The following is a 20,465-nucleotide window of genomic DNA, read 5'->3' as shown; positions in this document are numbered from 1 at the left end:
CGCCTACCGCATCTCGCGGCGGTAGGGGCTTTCACGCAACCCGGTCCGCCTCAGGCGGACCACGCATGGGCAATCGGTCATCCTGGGGCGTTCCACCACCAGGAACCCACATGACCCACACTTCCGATTTGCTCGATCTGCTGCAAGAACGCGGCTTCATCCACCAGTGCACCGACGCGGCCGGCCTGCGCCATGCCATGGCCACGCCGGTCACCGCCTACCTCGGCTTCGACGCTACCGCCGACAGCCTTCACGTCGGCCACCTGCAGGGCCTGATGCTGATGCGCTGGCTGCAGCGCGCCGGCCATCGCCCCATGCTGCTGATCGGCGGCGCCACTACCCGCATCGGCGACCCGAGCTTTCGCGACACCTCGCGGCCGCTGCTCGATGCCGCCGCCATCGACGCCAATATCGCCGGCATCCGCAGCGCCTTCACGCGCTACCTTGGCCCTGGCGTCGCCGTGGTCGACAACGCCGAATGGCTCGATGGGCTGGGCTACCTGGACTTCCTGGGCCAGGTCGGGCGCCACTTCAGCGTCAACCGCATGCTGACGTTCGACGCGATCCGCTCGCGCCTGGAGCACTCGCTGTCCTTCCTCGAATTCGGCTACACCCTGCTGCAAGCCTACGACTTCGTCGAGCTGGCGCGCCGCCATGGCTGCACCCTGCAGATCGGCGGCGCCGACCAGTGGGCCAATATCATCAACGGCATCGATCTCGGGCGGCGTTCCGCCGCGGTGGACCTGTACGGCCTGACGATGCCGCTGCTGGCCACCAGCGACGGCAAGAAGATGGGCAAGTCGCTTGATGGCGCGGTGTGGCTGAATGCCGATCGCCTGTCGCCTTATGGCTTCTGGCAGTTCTGGCGCAATGTCGACGACCGCGATGTCGAACGCTTCCTGGCGCTGTTCACCGAACTGCCGATGGACGAGGTGCGGCGTCTCGGCGCGCTGCGGGGCGCGGAGCTCAACGAAGCCAAGACCGTGCTGGCCAACGAGGCGACGCGGCTGGCGCACGGGCAGGACGCGCTCGATGCGGCGCAGCGCGCGGCAGCGGCGGCCTTCGGCGGCGCGGACCGCGGCGACATGCCGACCCATGCGATCGATGCGGCGCGCCGCAGTGCCGGCGTGACGCTGGCCGAGCTGGCGGTGCAGGCCGGCCTGGCGGCATCGCGCGGCGCGGCGCGGCGCCTGGCCGCGGGCGGCGGCCTGCGGCTGGACGGGGTGACGGCGATGGATGCCGACGTGCCGCTGGCAGGCGACCGTGCCGAATGGGTATTGTCGGCGGGCCGCAAGCAGCACGTGCGCATCGTGGTCGCGGCCGAGGAACAGAACATCGTCTAGGCGCTTGGGCCGCCCATGCTGTGGCACACTGGCAGCATTCATTGTCCGCCATCCTGTCATGAACAAGTTTGCCGCCAAGCCCTATCTGCAGCGCGTCTGGCCCGACTTCGGCAACGAGGTCGATTTCGACGCCTTCCCGTTCAACATCCCGGCCGTGCGCGAACTGCAAACGATCGAGTTCCATGCCGACGTGACGTTCTTCGTCGGCGAGAACGGCAGCGGCAAGTCGACGATCCTGGAGGCGATCGCGCTGGCGCTGGGCTTCGGGGTCGAGGGCGGCACCTTGTCCGTACAGCTCCTCAATACACTGGGAGAGCGGTCGCCGCTGGCCAGGCATGTGCGCATGTCGCGTAGCGTGCGGCGGCCCAGGGACAGTTATTTCATGCGCGCCGAGAGCTTCTACAACGTCGCGACCTATATGGACCAGCAGATCGGCTCTGCCAGCTATGGCGGCAACCTGCATGCGCGCTCGCACGGCGAGGCCTTCATGAGCGTCCTGCTCAACAAATTCAAGGGCAATGGCCTGTACCTGCTGGACGAGCCCGAGGCGGCGCTGTCTCCCAACCGCCAGCTGGCGGCCCTGCGCGCGATCCACCAGCTGGTCGAGGATGGCTCGCAGTTCATCATCGTGACCCACTCGCCGATCCTGCTGGCCTATCCGGGTGCGAAGATACTCGCCTTCGACGCTTCCGGCATCGCCGAGATGGCCTACGAGGACACCGAGCACTATGCGGTCACGCGCGATTTCCTGAACCACTATCCGCGCCGGCTCGAGCAGTTGCTGGCGCCTGACTAAGGCCTAGCGCGCGCCTACTTCCATTCGCCGCGCTGGTTCACCAGCGTCTTCTTGCCTTCGGTGACCACCAGGCGGCCGTCGGCGAACACGGTGTACGTCACGCGGCCCGAGCGGAACACATAGCCCTGGAAGGCGCCGGGCGTGACGCCGTCGGCGGCCATCGCATGCATGGTCTTGCCGCGCAAGGAGATCGCCTTGCCGGACTTCTTGCTGGTGCCGACATAGCGCACGTCGTCGCAGGTGACGTTGCCTTCTTCGCATTGCTGCGTGATCTTGACGGTGTAGCCTGGCGTGTCCAGGGTCTGCTGGGCCCGGGCCTGGGCGTGAAAGGATGCGGCCAGCGCCAGGGCGGCCACGGCTGCCAGGTTCATTGCGCGCTTCATGGGTCCTCCTGTCGGCTTCGATGGGCCGATTATGCCTCATCGATCCGGCCCGACCGTGCGCTGGCGCGCTTATGGCCCGGCGTGCGCCAGGTCGAGATAGCGCGAGGCCCAGGCGGCGATCACGTCGGCGATGTAGACGGCGTCGTGGCGGCGCCGCAGCAGGTGGTCGGCGTCGTCGAGCGAGACGTAGCTTTTTGGATGGCGCGCGGCCTGGAAGATCTGCAGCGCGTTGGCCACGGCCACGGTGTCGTCCTGCGGCGAATGCATGACCAGCAGCGCGCGGCCCAGGTCGCGGATTTTTTGCTCGAGGCGCTGTTCGGCGACGTCTTCCAGGAACTGGCGCTTGATCGTGAACGGGCGGCCGGCCAGCTGGACGTGGGCGACGCCGTGCGTGGCGAGGGTCTCCAGGTGTTCGCGGAACATGCCGGTGACGTGGTGCGGATCGCTGGGCGCGGCGATGGTCGCGACCGCGCGCACCTCGGGCATGCTGGCCGCCGCGGCCAGGACTGCCGCCCCGCCCAGGCTGTGGCCGACCAGCAGCTGCGGCGCCGCGTACTCGCTGCGCAGGAAGTCGCTCGCCGCCACCAGGTCGGACAGGTTGGACGAAAAATTCGTGTTGGCGAATTCGCCTTCGCTGGCGCCGATGCCGGTGAAGTCGAAGCGCAGCACGGCGATGCCGTGGCGCGTCAGGCCCTGCGCGATGCGGGCCGCGGCGAAGACGTCCTTGCCGCAGCTGAAGCAGTGGGCGAACAGGGCGTAGGCCTTGACCAGGCCCTCGGGTGCGTCGAGGCGCGCGGCCAGCATCTGGCCATCGGCGCCCCTGAAGTGGACTGCTTCGCCTGCCATCCCTGTCTCCTCGTGGTCGTGGTCCAGGCAACGATAGCATGGCCGGCGGCGGCGCCGGCATCTGTCATCGGGCATACCAGCGTGGCATACCAGCTGGTTTATCCGGCCATGCCGGCGACAAGCCTGGCGCACAGATAGAGCGCAAAGCCGAACAGGATGTGGTTGGCCACGCTGCGCAGGCAGTTGCGCAGCGGCGTCGGGGTGCGGGAGGCGGCGAAGCCGGCGCCCATGGCCGGCTGCATCACGAACAGCGGCGCCGCTACCGTGACCAGGCCGAAGGCCAGCGCCGGCGCCAGTTGCGGGTCGCGCAGCCAGTCGATGCCGGCCAGCGCCACCAGCACGGCGGCGAAGCCGATGCCGATCGCGTAGTGCGCGATCCAGCCGAACGCCGTTTCGTGGCGCACCGGACGCGCCTTGCCGATCGCGGCGTGACGCAGCCGGCCGCGCAGCAGATGGCCGATCCAGCGGCCCAGCAGCGCCATGCCGAGCGTCGGCACGCCCAGGCGCCGCAGCAGCGCAAGCCAGGCATCGAGCAGCGCGGTAGCGCCGCAGCCGATGAGCACGATCGCGATGATCTCGTTTCGCATGATGATTCTCCTGTGGTTGACGGAACGGACGATGCGTCCCACTATAGAAGTTGAAGTCAACTTCAAGTCAAGAGGATCTGCGTGGATATTGCCGAGGTCGCAAAGCGGACGGGAGTGCCGGCGTCGACGCTGCGCTATTACGACAAACGGGGATTGATCGCCTCGAGCGGGCGGCAGGGCTTGCGGCGCACCTTCGCGCCCGAGGTGCTGGACCGGCTGGCGCTGATCGCGCTGGGACAGGCGGCGGGCCTGTCGCTGGACGAGATACAGGCGATGTTCGGGGCCGGCGCGGAACCGGCGATCGATCGCCGCCTGCTGGCGGCGAAGGCCGACGAGATCGATGCCCTGGTGCTGCGGCTGACGGCGATGAGCAAGGGACTGCGGCATGCGGCGGCGTGCCCGGCGCCGAGGCATATGGAGTGCCCGACCTTCAAGCGCTTGCTGGCATCGGCGGGATCGGGGGCATTGGGGCGGCAGCATCGGCTCACCACGTCACTGCCTCGAAGGCGGGAGTCGAAGTCGGCATGAGGACTGGATTCGTTCGATGGATACGGGCATGCTGCAAACTTGGGCTCCCGCCTTCGCGGGAGCGACGGTGGTGTTCTACGTTGTCGTCTCGCGGAAGCGACGCCACAGGCATACACGGTTTGTGAAGCCTGCCGGCGCCCCTCACCCGAACAGGCCATGCAAGAACCAGCGCGGCGCCGCATCATCGCCGGTGCCGTTGATGCGCTCGCGATAGATCCAGTACAGCGCATGGTCTTGCCCCTCGGCGATGAAGTAGTCGCGCGTTTGCGTCTGGCTCCACCAGCCCGCCTCGATGCGCTCGGGATTGGAGGCCACCCGCAGGGGCGAACCATAGAACGGCCGGTGGTCGCGCATCAGGAGCGCGATCGGCTTGGCCAGCAGCCAGCTCGGCCGCGGCAGGCTGTGCACGTCGGGCGGCATCTGCGCCGCGCGGGCAGCCGCGCTCACTTTTTGCTGCACCGGTACCCAGGCGTTGGCGACCTCGGGCCGGTAGTCGGCCAGCGGCAGCGCCTGCAAGACGTTCTCTGCGCCCAGGCGCGCCACCAGCAGCTCGATCATGCGCATGCGGTCTTCTTCGCTGCCGCCGGGATCGGGAAACAGAGAGTCGGTCGGCGGCGCCATCGCCTGCAATTGCTGCGCCTCGAGCCCGATGCCGATCACCGGTGCTTCGAGCTCCAGCTTGGCCAGGCGCTCGCGCAGCAGGCGCAGCAGGTGTTCGTCGCGCCAGGTGGGCTCGGCCAGCGCGACCTCGACCAGGGTCGGCGGACGCGCCATGCGGCCGCGCTCGTGGTCGAGCGACAGGCGGATGCGCTCGACCGCCAGCTGGCGCGCGCATAGCCAGCCGGTCATTTGCAGCACCAGCCGGTGGGCGCCGGCCAGCAGCAGGTCGGCCTGTTCGAGCCGGTCGAACAATTCGAGCCGCGCCTGGAAACGCTCGGGCGGCGCGACCCACTGGAACAATTCGGCCCGCATGCCATAGGCGGCATCGAGCATGTCGAGCAAGGCGTGCCCGCAGCGCCGCTGCAGGCCGGGACGCGGCAGGCGCCGCAACTCGTCCAGGCGGCGGCAACCGATGCCCTCGAACCAGCTGGCGAACGGCCGCGCCGGCGGCAGCAGGGCCACCGGCAGGCGGTCGAGGCGCCGCACCAGCGAATCCATCGTCAGGGCGCGGCCCGCATTGCGGCGCGCCAGCAGCCAGGCCCCGCGCGCGGTCGGCGCGCAGGCGATGCAGGCCGTGAAGCCGAGCGCCGCCATATTGGCGCGCACCCGCTCGCACAGGCGCCGGATGCCGCCGAACAGGCGCAGGCTGGCGCCGATATCGAGCAGCAAGGTCGCTTCCTCGGCCAGGGCCACCTGCGGCGTGTACTGCAGCATCGCCATGGCCACCGCCCCCATGGCCTCGGCCTCGCGCTCGTGGCTGCGCAACTCGATGCGCGCCTCGGGCATCAGCATCAGCACGCCGCCGCGACGCATGCCGGGCAGCACGCCGGCAGCATGCGCCGCCGGCGACAGCGCGATCACCCGCTCCTGCTCGAGGACGACGCTGCCGGGGTCGCGGCCTACCGCGCCGATGCCATCGCCACCGACTGCGCCGCCGGCCGCGCCCGCCGCCTCACTGAACCAGCGTGGGCTGAAGACCTCGAGCGGTAGCTGGGGCAGATACAGGCCGATCCAGAGGCGCATGGCGTTGCAGTAGTGAAGAACCGAGAGGAAGGAACAGCGGCGCCTCGCGCTGCGGTCCCCGGCGTTTGACGAAGTCGATATGCATGCCGCCGGCCGCCGGCCGCAGCGCAAGACGCAAAGGCGCGGGAGATGCATCTTGCGCCGCCGCCAGCGGGCGGAGCATGAAAAACAGCGTTTCGCCGCCTTGCGCCGCCAGGTGCAGGCGGCGCAGGCTGTCGTTACGCATATGGTTGGCCCAGAACAGCAAGGCGCCGCAACTGCCGCTACGCAACACCTGCTCGGCCGCCCACAGCGCATCCGCGGTGCGCGTCGTGCGCAGCCACAACAGCTGGGATGGCTCCAGGCCGAGCGCGGCAAGCGCCAGGGCCTGGGGTGGATGGGGCGGCTGCAGCAGCACGATGCGGCGTTCGGCGCAGGCGGCCAGGGCCGGACGCAGCAGGCGCATTTCGCCGATGCCGGGCTGCTGCAGGTGCAGGTCGACCAGTGTGCCGCCGGGCCAGCCGCCACCGGGCAGTTGGCTCGACAGCGTCGCGTGGCCGGTATCGATGCAGCGCGTATCCGCATGCGCCAGCTGCGACGCGCGCCACAGCGATGGGTGCACTGCCTCTGGTGCGGCAAGGATGGCTGAGTGATTCATAGGGCTTATATAGGGCTTATCAAACAAATACTGTATAAACATACAGTACTAGCTGGACCCGGGTTTGGCAAGGCCTATTCAATTTGGCTATACCAGTCAGGCGATTGGTATTGACCAAAATTAAATGTGTTCAAATAGACCACGCCGCACCAACCATGGATGCTTGTTTATTGGCGTTCCGGCACCATCTTCCTGGCTTGCCCAGCACGATCACCAGTCATGAGGACGCCATGGACGACGACATCCTGATCAACAAGGCCGCCACCATCGAACGCTGTTGCCGCCGCGCTCGCGACGAGTACGACAAGGACCCCAACACCTTCGCGGACGACCTCACGCGCCAGGACGCGGCCACGTTGAACGTGATCCGCGCCTGGGAGGCGGCGATCGAGATGGGCGACTATGTGATCGGCGACGCCCGCCTTGGCCTGCCGCAGGACGAGCGCGAGGTCATCACCCTGTTGGCCGAACATGGCTGGATCGCTCCCACCCTGGCCGAAGACCTCAAGCGCACCGGCGAATTCTGCCGCGCCGAATGGGATCACCAGGCGGCCCCACTGCCGGCCCTGGTGACGATCGTCAAGCGCGGCCTCGACGATTTCACCGATTATTCGGCTGCCCTGCTGGGCGGCGTGCGCGAGGTCGGCTGACGCATCGCCTGGCCTCAAGCCTGCGCTAAAGCTGTACTAACTGATATCATGCGCCATTTTCCGGGGATGGCCCCGGCGATCGTCCGACACGATCGGCAGTCATCCCGCACCTGACGACAAACAAAAAATGACCCAACCTGACAACCTGCCCGGCTTCTTCAGCCGCCTGTCGATCGCCTTCGGCGCCCTGTTCAAGTCGCTCGGCGACGCCGAATTCGCTGCCCGCGTGCGCGACGACGCCGTCGGCCCGACCGCCGCCCCGGCCCCGGCTCCGACACCAGCACCGACCCTGGCGCCAACGCCCGCGCCGACGCCGGCCCCGACACCAGCCCCGACGCCGGCGCCGCTGCGCGCGCCCACCCCGGAGTCGGCCCTGCAACTCCTGAGCCTGTTCCAGCGCGAAGCCCGCCTGATCGACTTCGCCCACGAAAACCTGGGCAGCTATTCCGACGCCGACATCGGTGCCGCCGCCCGCGTCGTGCACGAAGGCTGCGCGCGCGTGCTGCGCGAGCATTTCGCCATCGAACCGGTGCGCAGTGAGAACGAAGGCAGCCGCATCACCCTGGCCGAAGGCTTCGACGCCGCCAGCGTGCGCCTGACCGGCAACGTGGTCGGCAAGGCGCCGTTCACCGGCACCCTGAGCCACCGCGGCTGGCGCGCATCGAAAGTCACGCTGCCGCAACTGGCCGACAGCCACGACGCGCGCGTGCTCGCCCCGGCGGAGGTGGAACTGTGAGCGACGCACACGATCCACGCTATGCCATCGGCATCGACCTGGGCACCACCCACAGCGCCCTTTCGTACGTCGACCTGCAGGCCAGCGACGGCGAGAAGGCCGTCGACGCCGTGCTGCCGATCCCGCAACTGACCGCGCCCGGCACCGTCGAGGCGCTGCCGCTGCTGCCATCCTTCCTCTACCTGCCGCACCCGGACGAGATGCCGGCCGGCGAACGCGCCCTGCCCTGGAGCCAGGGCGAAGAACTCGCCGTCGCCGGAGAAATGGCGCGCAGCCGCGGCGCCACCACGCCGATCCGCCTGGTGTCGTCGGCCAAGAGCTGGCTGTGCCACCCCGGCGTCGACCGCCGCGCCGCGATCCTGCCGCAGGACGCGCCGGACGAAGTCACCCGCGTTTCGCCACTGGCCGCCTCGACCCGCTACCTGGAACACCTGCGCCAGGCCTGGAACGCTGCGCACCCAGAGGCGCCGTTCGACCAGCAATCGGTCACGGTCACCATTCCCGCCTCGTTCGATCCGGCCGCGCGCGAACTGACCGCGGAAGCGGCGCGCCAGGCCGGCTTTGCCCCGACCCTGCTCGAAGAGCCGCAAGCGGCCCTGTACAGCTGGATCCAGGGTAGCGGCGGCCGCTGGCGCAAGCAGGTAGCACCGGGCGACATCATCCTGGTGGTCGACGTCGGCGGCGGCACCAGCGACTTTTCGCTGATCGCGATCCTGGAGCGCGACGGCAAGCTCGAACCGCACCGCGTGGCCGTGGGCGACCACATCCTGCTGGGCGGCGACAATATGGACCTGGCGCTGGCCCACTTCGTGGCGCGCAAGCTCGCCACCAATGGGACGCAACTCGACGCCTGGCAGATGCGCGCCCTCACCTATGGCTGCCGCAGCGCCAAGGAAGAACTGCTGGCCAATCCCAACGCCACGACCCACCCGATCGTGGTGCCGAGCCGCGGCTCGAAGCTGATCGGCGGCTCGATCCGCACCGAACTCACGCGCGAGGAAGTCACCGCCTTCATCACGGACGGTTTCTTCCCGCGCGTCGAAGCGTCGGCGCGCCCCGCCGTGCGCGCCCGCGCCGGCCTGACCCAGCTCGGCCTGCCGTATGCGCAAGATGCGGCGATCACGCGCCACCTGGCCGCCTTCCTGGCGCGCCAGGCCGGCGCCACCGCCGAACTCGAAGGTTTCAGCGGCCGCGTGAACGCGGAGCACACCTTCCTGCATCCAAGCGCGGTGCTGTTCAACGGCGGCGTGTTCAAGTCGGGCATCCTGGCCCAGCGCGTGATGGACACCATCAACGACTGGCTGTACATGGAAGGCGCGGAACCGGCGCGCATGCTCGAAGGCGCCGACCTCGACCTGGCCGTCGCCCGCGGCGCGGCCTATTTCAGCTATGCCCGCCGCGGCGGCGGCGTGCGCATCCGCGGCGGCACGGCGCGTTCCTATTACGTCGGCGTCGAATCGTCGATGCCGGCCATCCCCGGCATGGAGCCGCCATTGGAAGCGCTGTGCGTGGCGCCATTCGGCATGGAAGAAGGCAGCGAACTTGAATTGCCGGGCCAGGAATTCGGCCTGGTGATCGGCGAGCCGGTGACCTTCCGCTTCTTCGGCTCCACCGTGCGCCGCCAGGACCGCATCGGCGACGTGCTCGAATTCTGGGGTCCGGAAGAACTGCAGGAACTGAACGAGATCCAGGCCACCTTGCCGGCCGAAGGTCGTGTGGCGGGCGAAGTCGTGCAAGTCAAACTGCATGCGCTGGCCACCGACGCGGGCACGCTGGAACTGGCGGCTGTCGCCCGTGACGGCCAGCGCTGGAAGGTCGAGTTCGACGTTCGTACTGCACCCGACGCCTCGTGACCTACCTGGTCGGCATCGATCTCGGCACCACCAACACGGTGCTGGCCTTTGCCCGTGAGGGCCAGGGCGCGATCGAGCTGTTCCCGATCGACCAGCTAGTGGCCCCCGGCGAAGTCGCCGGCGCGCCGCTGCTGCCGTCGATGCGCTACCACCCGGGCGCTGGCGAACTCGCGCCCGGCGAACTGCAACTTCCCTGGAATAGTCTTGATGTCGCCGGTGTCGAACACATCGCGCTCGGCCGCCTGGCGCGCGCGCTCGGCGCGGCCACGCCGGGCCGGCTGGTGGCCAGCGCCAAGAGCTGGCTGTCGCATACGGGCGTCGACCGCATGGCGCCCATCCTGCCATGGGGCGCCGAAGGCGAGGTGGCCAAGGTGTCGCCGGTGGCGGCCAGCGCCAGCTACCTGGCCCACCTGCGCGCCGCCTGGAACACGCGTTTTCCGAAGCAGCCACTTGAACGCCAGCAGATCGTCCTCACGGTCCCGGCCTCGTTCGACGAAGGCGCGCGCGCGCTGACGCTGGAGGCGGCGAAGCAGGCCGGCCTGCCGGACGTGCGCCTGCTGGAAGAACCGCAGGCCGCGCTGTACGACTGGCTGTACCGGCATCGCGCGCGCTTGAGCGACGACCTGGGAGACGCCAGGCTGGTGCTGGTCGCCGACGTCGGCGGCGGCACCACCGACTTCAGCCTGGTCAAGGTCGAGGCCAGCGACGGCGAACCGCTGCTCACCCGCATCGGCGTGGGCAACCACCTGATCCTGGGCGGCGACAATATGGACCTGGCGCTGGCCCACCTGGTCGAGGCGCGCATGGCGGAACAAAGCGGAGAGGACGCCGGCCGCAACCGCCTGTCGAGCGCGCGCCTGGCCCAGCTCACCGAGCGCTGCCGCGCGGCCAAGGAACAGCTGCTGGCCGACGATGCACCGAACCACGTCACTGTCACCCTGCTCGGCGCCGGCAGCCGCCTGATCGGCGCCAGCCGCAAGGCCGACTTGCGGCGCGACGACATCGAACGCATCGTGCTCGATGGCTTCTTCCCGCTCAACGCGACGCAGGAAGACGCCAAGCGCGCGCGCGCCGGCATCGTCGAATTCGGCCTGCCGTATGCCAGCGATCCGGCCGTCACGCGCCACCTGGCGGGCTTCCTGCGCCAGCACGCGGCCGCCGCGCGCGAGGCGCTTGGCCTGCCTGACGATGGCGCATTGCCGGTGCCGGACACCATCCTGCTCAACGGCGGCGTGTTCAGGGGCAGCGCGCTGGCGCAGCGCCTGTTCGATACCCTGACGGCATGGCGCGGCGCCCCTGTGCGCGTACTGCACAACGAGAACCCCGACATCGCCGTCGCCCGCGGCGCCGTCGCCTACACGCTGGCGCGCCAGGGCCTGGCACCAGGCATCGAAAGCGGCGCCGCGCGCAGCTACTACCTGCTGCTCGATGGCGAAGCGCAAGGCGACAAACTGCGCACCGTCTGCCTGCTCCCGCGCGGCACGCAAGCCACGCTCGAGGTGGCGTTAGCGGATCGCAGTTTCGCGCTGCGCGTGGGCCGTCCGGTGCGCTTCCACCTGGTGTCGACCATCTCCGATGACGGCGCCCCGCCGCAGCCCGGCGACCTGGTCGACCTGGATCCTTCCAGCGTAGTGCGCCTGCCCGCGATCGCCACCGTGCTGCGCGCGGCGCGCGGCGCGCCGACCGAGATCCCGGTGCGGCTGGTGACGACCCTGAGCGAAGTCGGCACGCTCGACGTGCATTGCGTCGCCGAGAACGGCGGCCAGCGCTGGCAACTCGCCTTCCAGTTGCGCGGCGACGAAGACGGCGACGCGCAGGAAGAAGCCTTGCCGCTCGAACTCGACGCCGCGATCGACAAGATCGAGCGCGTGTTCGGCGCCCGCTCGAAACAGGTCGACCCCAAGGAAGTCAGGCAGCTGCGCGCCGGCCTGGAACACGTATTGGGCGCGCGCGAACGCTGGACCACGCCCCTGCTGCGGCGCCTGTTCGACGCCCTGCTGGCGCGCGCCAGGGGCCGGCGTCGCTCCGTCGAACACGAGCGCGCCTGGCTCAACCTGGCCGGCTACTGCCTGCGTCCCGGCTTCGGTCACCCGCTCGACGAATGGCGCATCGAGCAGCTATGGGCGATGTTCGAGGGCGGCGTCCAGCACCACAAGGACAGCCAGGTGCGCGCCGAATGGTGGACCTTGTGGCGCCGCGTGGCCGGCGGCCTGTCGACCGAATCGCAGTTGCGCGTGCTCGACGATTTCGCCTTCAACCTGCAGGCCGACGAAGCGGAGCGTGGCCGGCGGCCGGTCACCCTGGTCGACGGCAGCGAAGAAGACATGCTGCGCGTGGGCGCCTCGCTCGAGCGCATCCCGTCGGCCTACAAGGCCGAAATCGGCGAATGGCTGCTGGGGCAGATCGAGGATATCCCCTCTACCGGCAAGCTCGATGCCCGCGCCATGGCGCGCTACGGCAGATACCTGTGGGCGCTGGGCCGGGTCGGCGCGCGCCAGTCGTTCCAGTCGAGCGCCCACGAGGTGGCGCCGCCCGACGTAGCCGAGGGCTGGCTGCGCACCCTGATGAACCTCGACTGGCGCAAGGTGGAGCCGGCCGGCTTCGCCGCCGCCCACATCGCACGCATGACGGGCGACCGCTCGCGCGATATTGGCGAAGCGGTGCGCGACGACGTGCTGCGGCGCCTGGTCGCCAGTGGTGCACCGCCGACGTGGACGGCGATGGTGCGCGAGGTGGTCGAGCTGGACCAGGCGGTCGAGACACGCCTGCTGGGCGACGCGCTGCCGCCGGGGCTCAAGCTGCTGCGCTGACGCCCCCTGGCTGGTGCGCCAGCCGGTAGCCGCCTTCCTGGCCTGCCAGCATGGATGGCGCCACGGTGTCCCGGCCGAGCCGGAAGGTGCCGACCAGTGCTGCCAGGCGCGCCGCGCGTTCCTGCAAGGCCTGCGACGCCGCCGCGGCCTGCTCCACCAGCGCCGCGTTCTGCTGGGTGGCGGCGTCCATCTGCAGCACCGCCGCATTGACCTGGCCCAGGCCGCTGCTCTGCTCGGCGCTGGCGTGTGCGATCTCTCCCATCGTCTCGGCCACGCCGGCGATGCCGTCCACCAGTCCCTGCATCGTGGCCCCGGCCTGTGCGGCCAGCCGGCCGCCGTTTTCCACGTTCGCGCGCGAGGTGTCGATCAGGCGCTTGATGTCCTGCGCCGCCGTGCCCGCGCGCTGGGCCAGGTTGCGCACCTCGGCCGCCACCACGGCAAAGCCGCGGCCTTCGGCGCCGGCGCGCGCCGCTTCCACCGCCGCGTTCAGCGCCAGGATATTGGTCTGGAACGCGATGCCGTCGATCACGCCGGTGATCTCGGTGATGCGGCGCGACGAGTCTTCGATCGCCTGCATGGTCTCGACCACCTGCCCCACCACTGCGTGGCTGTCGACCGCGATGCGGCGCGCATCCCGGGCGCGCTCGCGCGCCGCGCCGGCGTGCGCCGCATTGCGCTCGACCGTTGCACCCAGTTCTTCCATCGTGGAGGCGGTTTCCTCGAGGGCGCCGGCCTGCTGCTCGGTGCGGCCCGACAGATCCATATTCCCCTGCGCCATCTCCTTGGCTGCGTCGGCGATCGCGTCGGTTCCGCCCCGCACCTCGCTGACGATCTGGCGCAGGCGCCCGTTCATGTCTTTCAGCGCCGCCATCAGCTGGCCCACCTCGTCGCGCGACCGCACCACGATGTCGCTGCCCAGGTCGCCGCCTGCAACCGTGCGCGCCACCCGCACCGCGTCCTGCAGCGGACGCGTGATCGAGCGGGTGATCCAGATGCCCGCGACGATCGCCAGCACACCGGCAGCACAGGCCAGCAGCACGATGTGCAGGCGCTTCTCGCGGTACAGCGCGGCCGCGTCCTGCCCGCTCTGTTCCATCAGCTTGCCGCCGCCGGCGAGGAAGCCCCGCAAGCGCGCCGAATAGGCCTGCTGGTCCTGGCGCAGGGTCGTCATCAACAGGGCCGACGCCTCGAAGGTGCCGCCGCCGGCGGCCAGCGCGAGAAAGCGCGCCTGCCCCTGCTGGTACGTCGCGCGCAGGGCCATGATTTCCTGGAACGACTTGCGTCCCATCTCGCTCGACAGCATGCCTTCCAGCGTTTTCAGCCCGGCGGCGATCCTGCGCTCGCCCTCCCGCAGCGCGGCCGTCTCGGCGCGCAGCAGGTTGGGGTCGTCGGCCAGCAGCATATTGCGCATCGCGATCGCATTCGCATCCAGTTGCAGCAGCAGCTCGGTGGCCAGCACCACCTGCGGATAGCGGTCGTCGACGATCTGCGCGGTCGAGCGGTGCAGCGAAGCGAGGCTCTGCAGCGCGACCAGGACGATGCCGGCCAGCAGGGCGGTGACGATGGCGAAACCGATGGCCAGGCGCGCGCCGATGGTGAGATTCACGAACATGGGTCCTCCGCAGGTGGTGGTTGGCGCATCAGAACAGGTGGTGCAGGCCGATCGTGGTCACGACCTGTTTGTCGTCGGACGAGGCGCCGGTATAGTTCTGGAACGCCAAGCTGGCCGAGCCGCCCGCCTTCTGGTACGCCGCCACCACGTAGAACTCGGTGCGCTTCGAGAAGGCGTACACATTGCCGATGCTGAACTGGTTATAGCGCGCATCCTCCACCCGGCTGTGCGAATAGCCGAGATTGAGGGTGAGCTGCGGCGCATAGCGCCAGGCGGCGCCGAGGTCGCCGTTGCGCTGCTTGAAGCCGGCCGCCGCCGGCATCTCGACCTCGCTCTGCGTGTACAGCGCGTTCAGGCGCCAGTCGCCGACGATGTAGCCGACGCCGCCGGCCCAAGTGGTCAGCGAATCGAACACGGTCGCGGCATTGCCGAGGTTGAGCGTGCTCAGGAAGGCGCCCGAATAGCCGGCGGCGCGGTCGTTCTGGCGGCTGTAGGCCAGGGCCATGCGCAGCGGACCGTTGGCGTAGTTGGCGCCGGCGCTGAGGTTGCGGTTGCGGCTGGAGCTCTCCGCCTGCTCGCCCATGCCCGCCATCGCGCTGAAGGTCAGGCCCTTGACGGTCGGCGAGGTGTAGCGCACCGCATTGTTGAACTGGTAGGTATTGGCCAGCGTGTCCAGGTTCCCGGGGTGGAACAGGTAGAAGTTGGTCAGCTGGAAGCCGTTGCTCAGCTTGCCCGCATAGTCGAACACGATGTCCGGCATATTGCCGACGGTGACCGAGCCCAGGCTGCCGGACAGGCCCACCGTGGCGTAGCGGTTGAACAGGCGGCCGGCGTTGACCTGGCTGCCGGTATCGGTAGCAAAGCCCGCCTCGAGCTGGAAGAAGGCCTTCATGCCGCCGCCCAGGTCTTCGCTGCCGCGGAACCCGATGCGGTCCGGCTGCATCGTGCCCTGGTCGAGGCGGGTGACGGAACTGCCGCCCACGTCGCTCACATAGGCCAGGCCGGCGTCCATGCTGCCGTAGATGGTCACGCTACTCTGCGCGTGGGCGCAGGTGACGCTTGCGGATGCTGCCAGGACTGCCATGCCGATCAGATGCTTTTTCATTGTGACTCCCCTTATTTTGGTGCGGCGCGAGCCGCGTTTCACCAGCAAAACCGTGTTTCATCCATGATTCGGGCGCAAAAAAAACCGGACCTCTGGCGGTCAGGTTTTCAGGTGCACGCAGGTACACCCAGCGCTGCAGGCCGGGCGCGGCGCGCCCGGCGCAAGAACAGCTAGAGGTCGAGCACGAGGCGACGGCCCTTGCAGCCGGAGACGCACACCATCATCGTCGCCCCCGATTCGCGTTCGGCCTTGGTCAGCACGCCGTCCCGATGGTCCGGCACGCCGTCCAGCACCGCCGTCTCGCACGAACCGCACACCCCTTCGCGGCAGCTGTGGTCGACGTCGACGCCGGCGTCGAGCAAGGCGTCGAGCAGCGACTTGCCGGCCGGGACCAGCAACAGCTTCTGCGAGCGCGCAAGCTGGCACTCGTACTCGCTGCCCTGCATCGCCACCACCGGCTCGGCCGGCGCGAAGCGCTCGATGTGCACGTTCGGCAGCCGGAGCGCGGCGCAGGCGTCCTCGAAGGCGGCCAGCATCGGCGTCGGGCCGCAGCAGTACAGGTGCGTGCTCGCCTGCACGCCGGCCAGGCTGGCGCGCAGGTCGGGCGCGCAGCCGGCGTCGGCGTCGAAGTGGGTGCGCACCACGACGTCAAGCGGCAGGTCGGCGACAAAGGCAGCCTCCTGGCGGCTGCGCGCACAGTACAGCAGCTCCACCGAGCGCCCCAGGCGGCGCAGCTCGTTCAACATGCCGTAGATCGGCGTGATCCCGATCCCGCCCGCGACCAGCACCGTGTGGGGCGCCGTCTCGTCGAGCGGAAAGTTGTTGCGCGGGGCGCCGACCGGGATCGTGGCCCCCACCCGCAGCTGCTCGTGCACATAGCGCGATCCGCCACGGCTGTTGCGGTCGTTCAGCACCCCGATGACGTAGCGCTGGCGCTCCTGCGGCGAGTTGCACAGCGAGTAGCTGCGCACGATCCCGTTCGGCAGGTGCAGGTCGATGTGGGCGCCGGCGGCGAAAGCCGGCAAGTCCTCGCCAGTGGGCGAGACCAGTTCGACGCTGACGATGCCCTGGGCCTCGAAGCGCATCGACTGCACGCGCAAGAGGAGTTGTTGGTTGTTGCTCATGGCGGCTCCTGCGTTCAGGCCACGTTCTCGGCGGCGGCGATCTGGGCCTTGGCCAGCGCGCGCAGGTGGCGCCGCAGGCGCACGATGCCCATGTCGTGCTGGTACAGCATCTCGCGCTGGTTGGCGTCCGGCTCCATCGCTTCCAGGATCACGCGGTCCTGTTCCAGCACGTGCCAGTGGCGCGCCTCGAGGCGGTTCTTGTACAGGAAGCGCCAGGTGTCGCGCTGCCAGCCCTCGACCTTGCGCACGCGCCAGAAGAACACCGCGGTCGCGCCCTCTTCCATCGGCGCATAGCCGCCGATGATGATGAAGTTGCCGCCCGGGCCGCCGGTCTTCGGATACGGGATCTCGAGGCGCATCCACTGGATGCCGGTCTCGGCATACTCGGTCCAGTCGAAATTGACGCCGCGCTGGCCCTCCTTCTCGAACACGAAGCCGATGTCGGTGTCGCGCACGCGGAAGGCGGCGGTCGACTCGCCCTCGGCCATCGAGTGCGACTGCTTGTGCAGGAAGGTGCCGTGCATCGGGTCGAGCACGTTGTCCAGCACATAGCGGTAGTCGCCGTTCCACTCGGCGTAACACAGGAAGTTCGAATACTCAGGGTCGCTCAGCTCGGGCGGCAGGTCGAGCGGCGGCGGGGTCTCGACGTCCTTGCTGGCGTTGTACAGGAAGATGGCGCCGGCGGCTTCCTTGACGTGGAAGGCGCGGGTGGCCTTGGCGCCCTCGAGCTTGCAGCCCGGGCTGCCCGGCACGCTGGTCACCACGCCGTCGAAGCGCACCTGCACGCCGTGGTAGCCGCAGGCGATGCGGTCGCCCAGCACGATGCCCAGCGACAGCGGCGCGCCGCGGTGCGGACAGTGGTCCTCGAGCGCATGCAGGGCGCCGTTCGCTTCGCGCCACAGCACGAACTTGCGGCCCAGGCGGCGCAGCGACACCGGCTTGTCGGCCACGAAGCCGGACGGGCAGATTGGATACCAGAGGTCTTTCAGGCCGGCGGCGAGGACGGCGTCGACAGGATCGTTGGCTACGTTCTTCATGTTGATGTCCTCGTTCAGCAGGTCGCGGCCAGGCGCGCGATCTCGGCCTGGTAGGATTGTTCGGTCCAGGGTTCGCCGCCCGGGAAATTCGGCCCGGTGCGGTTCAGGTGCGCCACCAGGGCGGGCAGTTCGGTGATGCCGGACGCGAAGGCGCGTTCGATCGAGTCGCCCAGCAGGTCTTCCCAGGCGGTCGGTTCGCGCAGGCGGGTCTGGTGGACGGTCAGGTAGCGTGCTTGTTGCATGGTGTTTCTCCTCGGATGGTCGACCGTCAGGATTTGGTTTTATCGGTCAAGAATTTGCCTTCGGGGGCCTTGGCATCGCGCTGGCGCCGGGTGTGGCCATCGATGCCGCCGTCGATCGCCCATTCGGCGAACACGGTCGGTCCCGGCTCGAATTCGCGCGCTTCCCACTGCTCGTCGAGCTGGTCTTCGTCGGCGTAGTATTCGATCAGGCCGCCGGCCGGATTGCGGAAGTACCAGAAATAGGCCGAGGACACCGGATGCCGGCCCGGGCCCAGCTGGGTGTCCCAGCCCTGGCGCGAGATGTGCATGCCGCCGCCGAACACTTCATGGATGTCGCGCACCGTGAAGGCCACGTGGTTCAGGCCCACTTTCCTGTCCGGCGTCTGCAGCAGGAACAGGTCGTGGTGGCCGCCCACGTTGGCGCAGCGCAGGAAGGCGCCGCGGCCCGGATAGCGGTCGGACGGCACGAAACCGAAGTGATCGCAGTAGAAGGCCTCGCAGGCCTTCACGTCGCTGACGAAGAACACGACGTGGCCGACCTCGATCGGGTGCGCGCGCTCGTAGGACGGGCTGCGCTGGTTCATGCGCGGGCGGTGCGACCAGGTGTTCATCTGCGCGCACTCCACTTCGATGTCACGCTTCTTCGAGACCTGGAAGCGCACCGCCATGCCGTTCGGGTCGGTGCAGCCGATGCGGTCAGGCGTATCGACCGGCTGCGGCAGCGCCGCGACGATGCCCCTGAAGCGCTCCAGCACCTCTTGCGACGACACGCCCCACACCACTTCGCGCAGGGTGGGGCCGGCCTCGAAGGCCGGCGGCAGCGCCGGATCGTCGCTGCGGCGCACGATCACGCGGCAGCCGTTGAGCGACTCGAACACCAGCGCGTCGGCGCCCTCCTCGATCAGGGCCAGGCCCCAGTCCAGGAAGAAGGTCTTGCAGCCGGCCAGGTCGTCGGCGCCGTAGCTGATTTCATCGATACCAAGTACGTCCATCGTCATTCTCCTTGCGCCCACGGCAGCGGCATGGCGTTCATGCCCCAGTAGACGCTCTTCTGTTCCATGTATTGCAGGATGCCCAGGCGGCCCTTCTCGCGTCCCAGGCCGCTGTCGCGCCAGCCGCCGAAGGGCGTCGAGATCGAGAACTGTTTATAGGTGTTGATCCACACGTTCCCGGCCTGCACCGCGCGCGCGAAGCGCCACGCCTTCTTGTAGTCCTGGGTCCAGATGCCGGCCGCCAGCGCGTACACGCTGTCGTTGGCCTGGGCGACCAGGTCGGCCTCGTCGTCGAAGCGCATCGCCACCAGCACCGGCCCGAAGATCTCCTCCTGGCAGATGCGCATGTCGTTGCGCACGTCTTCGATGATCGTGGGCAGGTAATAGTTGCCCTTCTCGAATTGCGCTCCCTGCGGCCGCGTGCCGCCGGTGCGCAGGCGCCCGCCCTCGGCCACGCCGAGCGCTACATAGGTCTCGATGCTGTCGCGGTGGCGCGCGGTGATCAGGGGTCCGAGCTGGGTGCGCTCGTCGGCCGGGTCGCCCACGCGCAGCGCGGCAGCGCCAGCGGCCAGGCGCTCCATGAAGCGCTCGTAGATGCTGCTGGCCACGAACAGGCGCGAGCCGGCGATGCACGATTCGCCCGAGGAGCTGAAGATCCCGTACAGCACGCCAGCCACGGCATGATCGAGGTCGGCGTCCTCGAACACGATGGTCGGCGACTTGCCGCCCAGTTCGAGCGACACCGGCATCATCTTGTCGGCGGCGATGTGGGCGATGTGCTTGCCGGTGCTGGTGCCGCCCGTGAACGACACCCGGCGCACCAGCGGGTGCACGGTGATGGCGTCGCCGATCACCGAGCCCTTGCCCGGCAATACGCTGATCATCCCGGCCGGCACGCCGGCCTGTTCGCAGATGCGCGCCAGCTCGAGCGCCAGCAGCGGGGTCACCTCGGCCGGTTTCACCACCACCGCGTTGCCGGCCGCCAGCGCCGGCGCCAGCTTCTGCGCCTCGCTCGCGATCGGCGAGTTCCAGGGCGTGATGGCGGCCACCACGCCCATCGGCTCGTACACGCTCATGGTCAGGTTGTCGCCCCGCGCCGGGGTGATGGTTTCTTCCAGCGTCTCGCAGGCGGCGCCGAAGAACTGGAAGGTGGCGGCGGCGCTGGCCACCAGGTTGCGGGTCTCAGTGATCGGCTTGCCGTTGTCCAGGCGCTGCAATTGGGCCAGCTCTTCGCCGCGTTCGCGGATCAGCTGAGCCACGCGGTACAGCACGGCGGCGCGTTCGTGCGGCTTGCGCTGGGCCCACCCGCTGCTGCGGAAGGCGCGGTCGGCGCCCTCGATCGCTTCGTTCACGTCGGCCAGGCTGGCCGCGTTGAGCCAGGCCACCGGTTCGCCGGTCGCCGGGTACAGGGTCGCGTAGCGCTCGCCGCCACCGGGGCGCCAGGCGCCGGCGATGCAGATTTCCTGCGTGGCGGCAGGGTCGAATGTCATGTTCATCTTGG

19 protein-coding genes are annotated in these 20,465 nt (G+C 69.0%); 7 read left to right on the top strand and 12 right to left on the bottom strand.

Annotation, left to right across the window (positions count from 1 at the left end):
- Positions 1-110 precede the first annotated feature (110 nt).
- Both tyrS and Q9246_RS06705 read left to right on the top strand, forming a co-directional pair.
- On the top strand, positions 111-1,343 hold the full coding sequence (gene tyrS / locus Q9246_RS06710) for a tyrosine--tRNA ligase (RefSeq protein WP_306396416.1): 1,233 nt from the start codon (positions 111-113) through the stop codon (positions 1,341-1,343).
- Between the two features lie 58 nt (positions 1,344-1,401).
- On the top strand, positions 1,402-2,139 hold the full coding sequence (locus tag Q9246_RS06705) for an AAA family ATPase (RefSeq protein ID WP_306396414.1): 738 nt from the start codon (positions 1,402-1,404) through the stop codon (positions 2,137-2,139).
- A gap of 14 nt (positions 2,140-2,153) precedes the next feature.
- Here Q9246_RS06705 and Q9246_RS06700 read toward each other — a convergent pair whose 3' ends face one another.
- From Q9246_RS06700 to Q9246_RS06690, 3 genes are all read right to left on the bottom strand, one after another.
- Complete coding sequence (locus Q9246_RS06700) at positions 2,154-2,522, bottom strand: hypothetical protein (protein ID WP_306396412.1); 369 nt, start codon at positions 2,520-2,522, stop codon at positions 2,154-2,156.
- 69 nt (positions 2,523-2,591) lie between these two features.
- A complete protein-coding gene (locus Q9246_RS06695; RefSeq protein WP_306396411.1) occupies positions 2,592-3,368 on the bottom strand; it encodes an alpha/beta hydrolase family protein in 777 nt (258 codons plus the stop codon).
- A 98-nt stretch (positions 3,369-3,466) separates the two neighbouring features.
- Complete coding sequence (locus tag Q9246_RS06690) at positions 3,467-3,955, bottom strand: DUF2938 domain-containing protein (RefSeq protein WP_422802355.1); 489 nt, start codon at positions 3,953-3,955, stop codon at positions 3,467-3,469.
- 81 nt (positions 3,956-4,036) lie between these two features.
- On the opposite strand from Q9246_RS06690, the gene Q9246_RS06685 reads away from it, so the two are divergent.
- Positions 4,037-4,483, top strand: coding sequence for a helix-turn-helix domain-containing protein (locus tag Q9246_RS06685; RefSeq protein WP_306396410.1), 447 nt, complete (start codon positions 4,037-4,039; stop codon positions 4,481-4,483).
- Between the two features lie 141 nt (positions 4,484-4,624).
- Here Q9246_RS06685 and Q9246_RS06680 read toward each other — a convergent pair whose 3' ends face one another.
- Entirely contained in the window at positions 4,625-6,166 is a 1,542-nt protein-coding gene (locus Q9246_RS06680) for a Y-family DNA polymerase (RefSeq protein ID WP_306396409.1), read from the bottom strand.
- Entirely contained in the window at positions 6,096-6,803 is a 708-nt protein-coding gene (gene imuA / locus Q9246_RS06675) for a translesion DNA synthesis-associated protein ImuA (protein ID WP_306396408.1), read from the bottom strand. Before imuA ends, Q9246_RS06680 begins: the two co-directional genes overlap by 71 nt.
- Before the next feature lie 230 nt (positions 6,804-7,033).
- On the opposite strand from imuA, the gene hepT reads away from it, so the two are divergent.
- From hepT to Q9246_RS06655, 4 genes are all read left to right on the top strand, one after another.
- Positions 7,034-7,453 carry a type VII toxin-antitoxin system HepT family RNase toxin gene (gene hepT / locus Q9246_RS06670; protein WP_306396406.1) on the top strand — a complete coding sequence of 140 codons (420 nt, stop codon included), beginning with the start codon at positions 7,034-7,036 and terminating at the stop codon, positions 7,451-7,453.
- A 127-nt stretch (positions 7,454-7,580) separates the two neighbouring features.
- Positions 7,581-8,189 (top strand): DUF2760 domain-containing protein, encoded by a 609-nt coding sequence (locus Q9246_RS06665; RefSeq protein WP_306396404.1) that lies wholly within the window; start codon positions 7,581-7,583, stop codon positions 8,187-8,189.
- On the top strand, positions 8,186-10,042 hold the full coding sequence (locus tag Q9246_RS06660) for an Hsp70 family protein (RefSeq protein WP_306396402.1): 1,857 nt from the start codon (positions 8,186-8,188) through the stop codon (positions 10,040-10,042). Before Q9246_RS06665 ends, Q9246_RS06660 begins: the two co-directional genes overlap by 4 nt.
- The gene (locus Q9246_RS06655; RefSeq protein WP_306396401.1) at positions 10,039-12,852 is read left to right on the top strand and encodes an Hsp70 family protein; all 2,814 of its coding nucleotides are present in this window, start codon (positions 10,039-10,041) and stop codon (positions 12,850-12,852) included. Before Q9246_RS06660 ends, Q9246_RS06655 begins: the two co-directional genes overlap by 4 nt.
- On the opposite strand, the gene Q9246_RS06650 is transcribed toward Q9246_RS06655, so the two are convergent.
- The 7 genes from Q9246_RS06650 to Q9246_RS06620 all read right to left on the bottom strand — a co-directional run bounded on the left by Q9246_RS06650 (position 12,836) and on the right by Q9246_RS06620 (position 20,460).
- A complete protein-coding gene (locus Q9246_RS06650) occupies positions 12,836-14,464 on the bottom strand; it encodes a methyl-accepting chemotaxis protein (RefSeq protein ID WP_306396399.1) in 1,629 nt (542 codons plus the stop codon). The genes Q9246_RS06655 and Q9246_RS06650 overlap by 17 nt on opposite strands.
- A 28-nt stretch (positions 14,465-14,492) precedes the next feature.
- Positions 14,493-15,569, bottom strand: a complete 1,077-nt coding sequence (locus Q9246_RS06645; RefSeq protein ID WP_306396398.1) for a porin — start codon at positions 15,567-15,569, stop codon at positions 14,493-14,495.
- Positions 15,570-15,739: 170 nt separating this feature from the next.
- Positions 15,740-16,693: a PDR/VanB family oxidoreductase gene (locus Q9246_RS06640; protein WP_306396396.1), complete on the bottom strand. Its 954-nt coding sequence runs from the start codon at positions 16,691-16,693 to the stop codon at positions 15,740-15,742.
- Between the two features lie 14 nt (positions 16,694-16,707).
- Positions 16,708-17,730, bottom strand: coding sequence for an aromatic ring-hydroxylating oxygenase subunit alpha (locus Q9246_RS06635; RefSeq protein WP_306396395.1), 1,023 nt, complete (start codon positions 17,728-17,730; stop codon positions 16,708-16,710).
- Positions 17,731-17,744: 14 nt separating this feature from the next.
- Positions 17,745-17,972, bottom strand: coding sequence for a recombinase-like helix-turn-helix domain-containing protein (locus Q9246_RS06630; protein ID WP_306396394.1), 228 nt, complete (start codon positions 17,970-17,972; stop codon positions 17,745-17,747).
- Positions 17,973-17,998: 26 nt separating this feature from the next.
- The gene (locus tag Q9246_RS06625) at positions 17,999-18,964 is read right to left on the bottom strand and encodes a VOC family protein (protein ID WP_306396393.1); all 966 of its coding nucleotides are present in this window, start codon (positions 18,962-18,964) and stop codon (positions 17,999-18,001) included.
- Positions 18,965-18,966: 2 nt separating this feature from the next.
- Positions 18,967-20,460 (bottom strand): aldehyde dehydrogenase, encoded by a 1,494-nt coding sequence (locus Q9246_RS06620; protein ID WP_422802354.1) that lies wholly within the window; start codon positions 20,458-20,460, stop codon positions 18,967-18,969.
- Positions 20,461-20,465 lie beyond the last annotated feature (5 nt).

Source organism: Telluria beijingensis, from assembly GCF_030770395.1.
Classification (GTDB): domain Bacteria; phylum Pseudomonadota; class Gammaproteobacteria; order Burkholderiales; family Burkholderiaceae_D; genus Telluria; species Telluria beijingensis.
The sequence above is the reverse complement of the archived record's forward strand: the minus strand, read 5'-3'. Positions and strand labels throughout refer to the sequence as shown.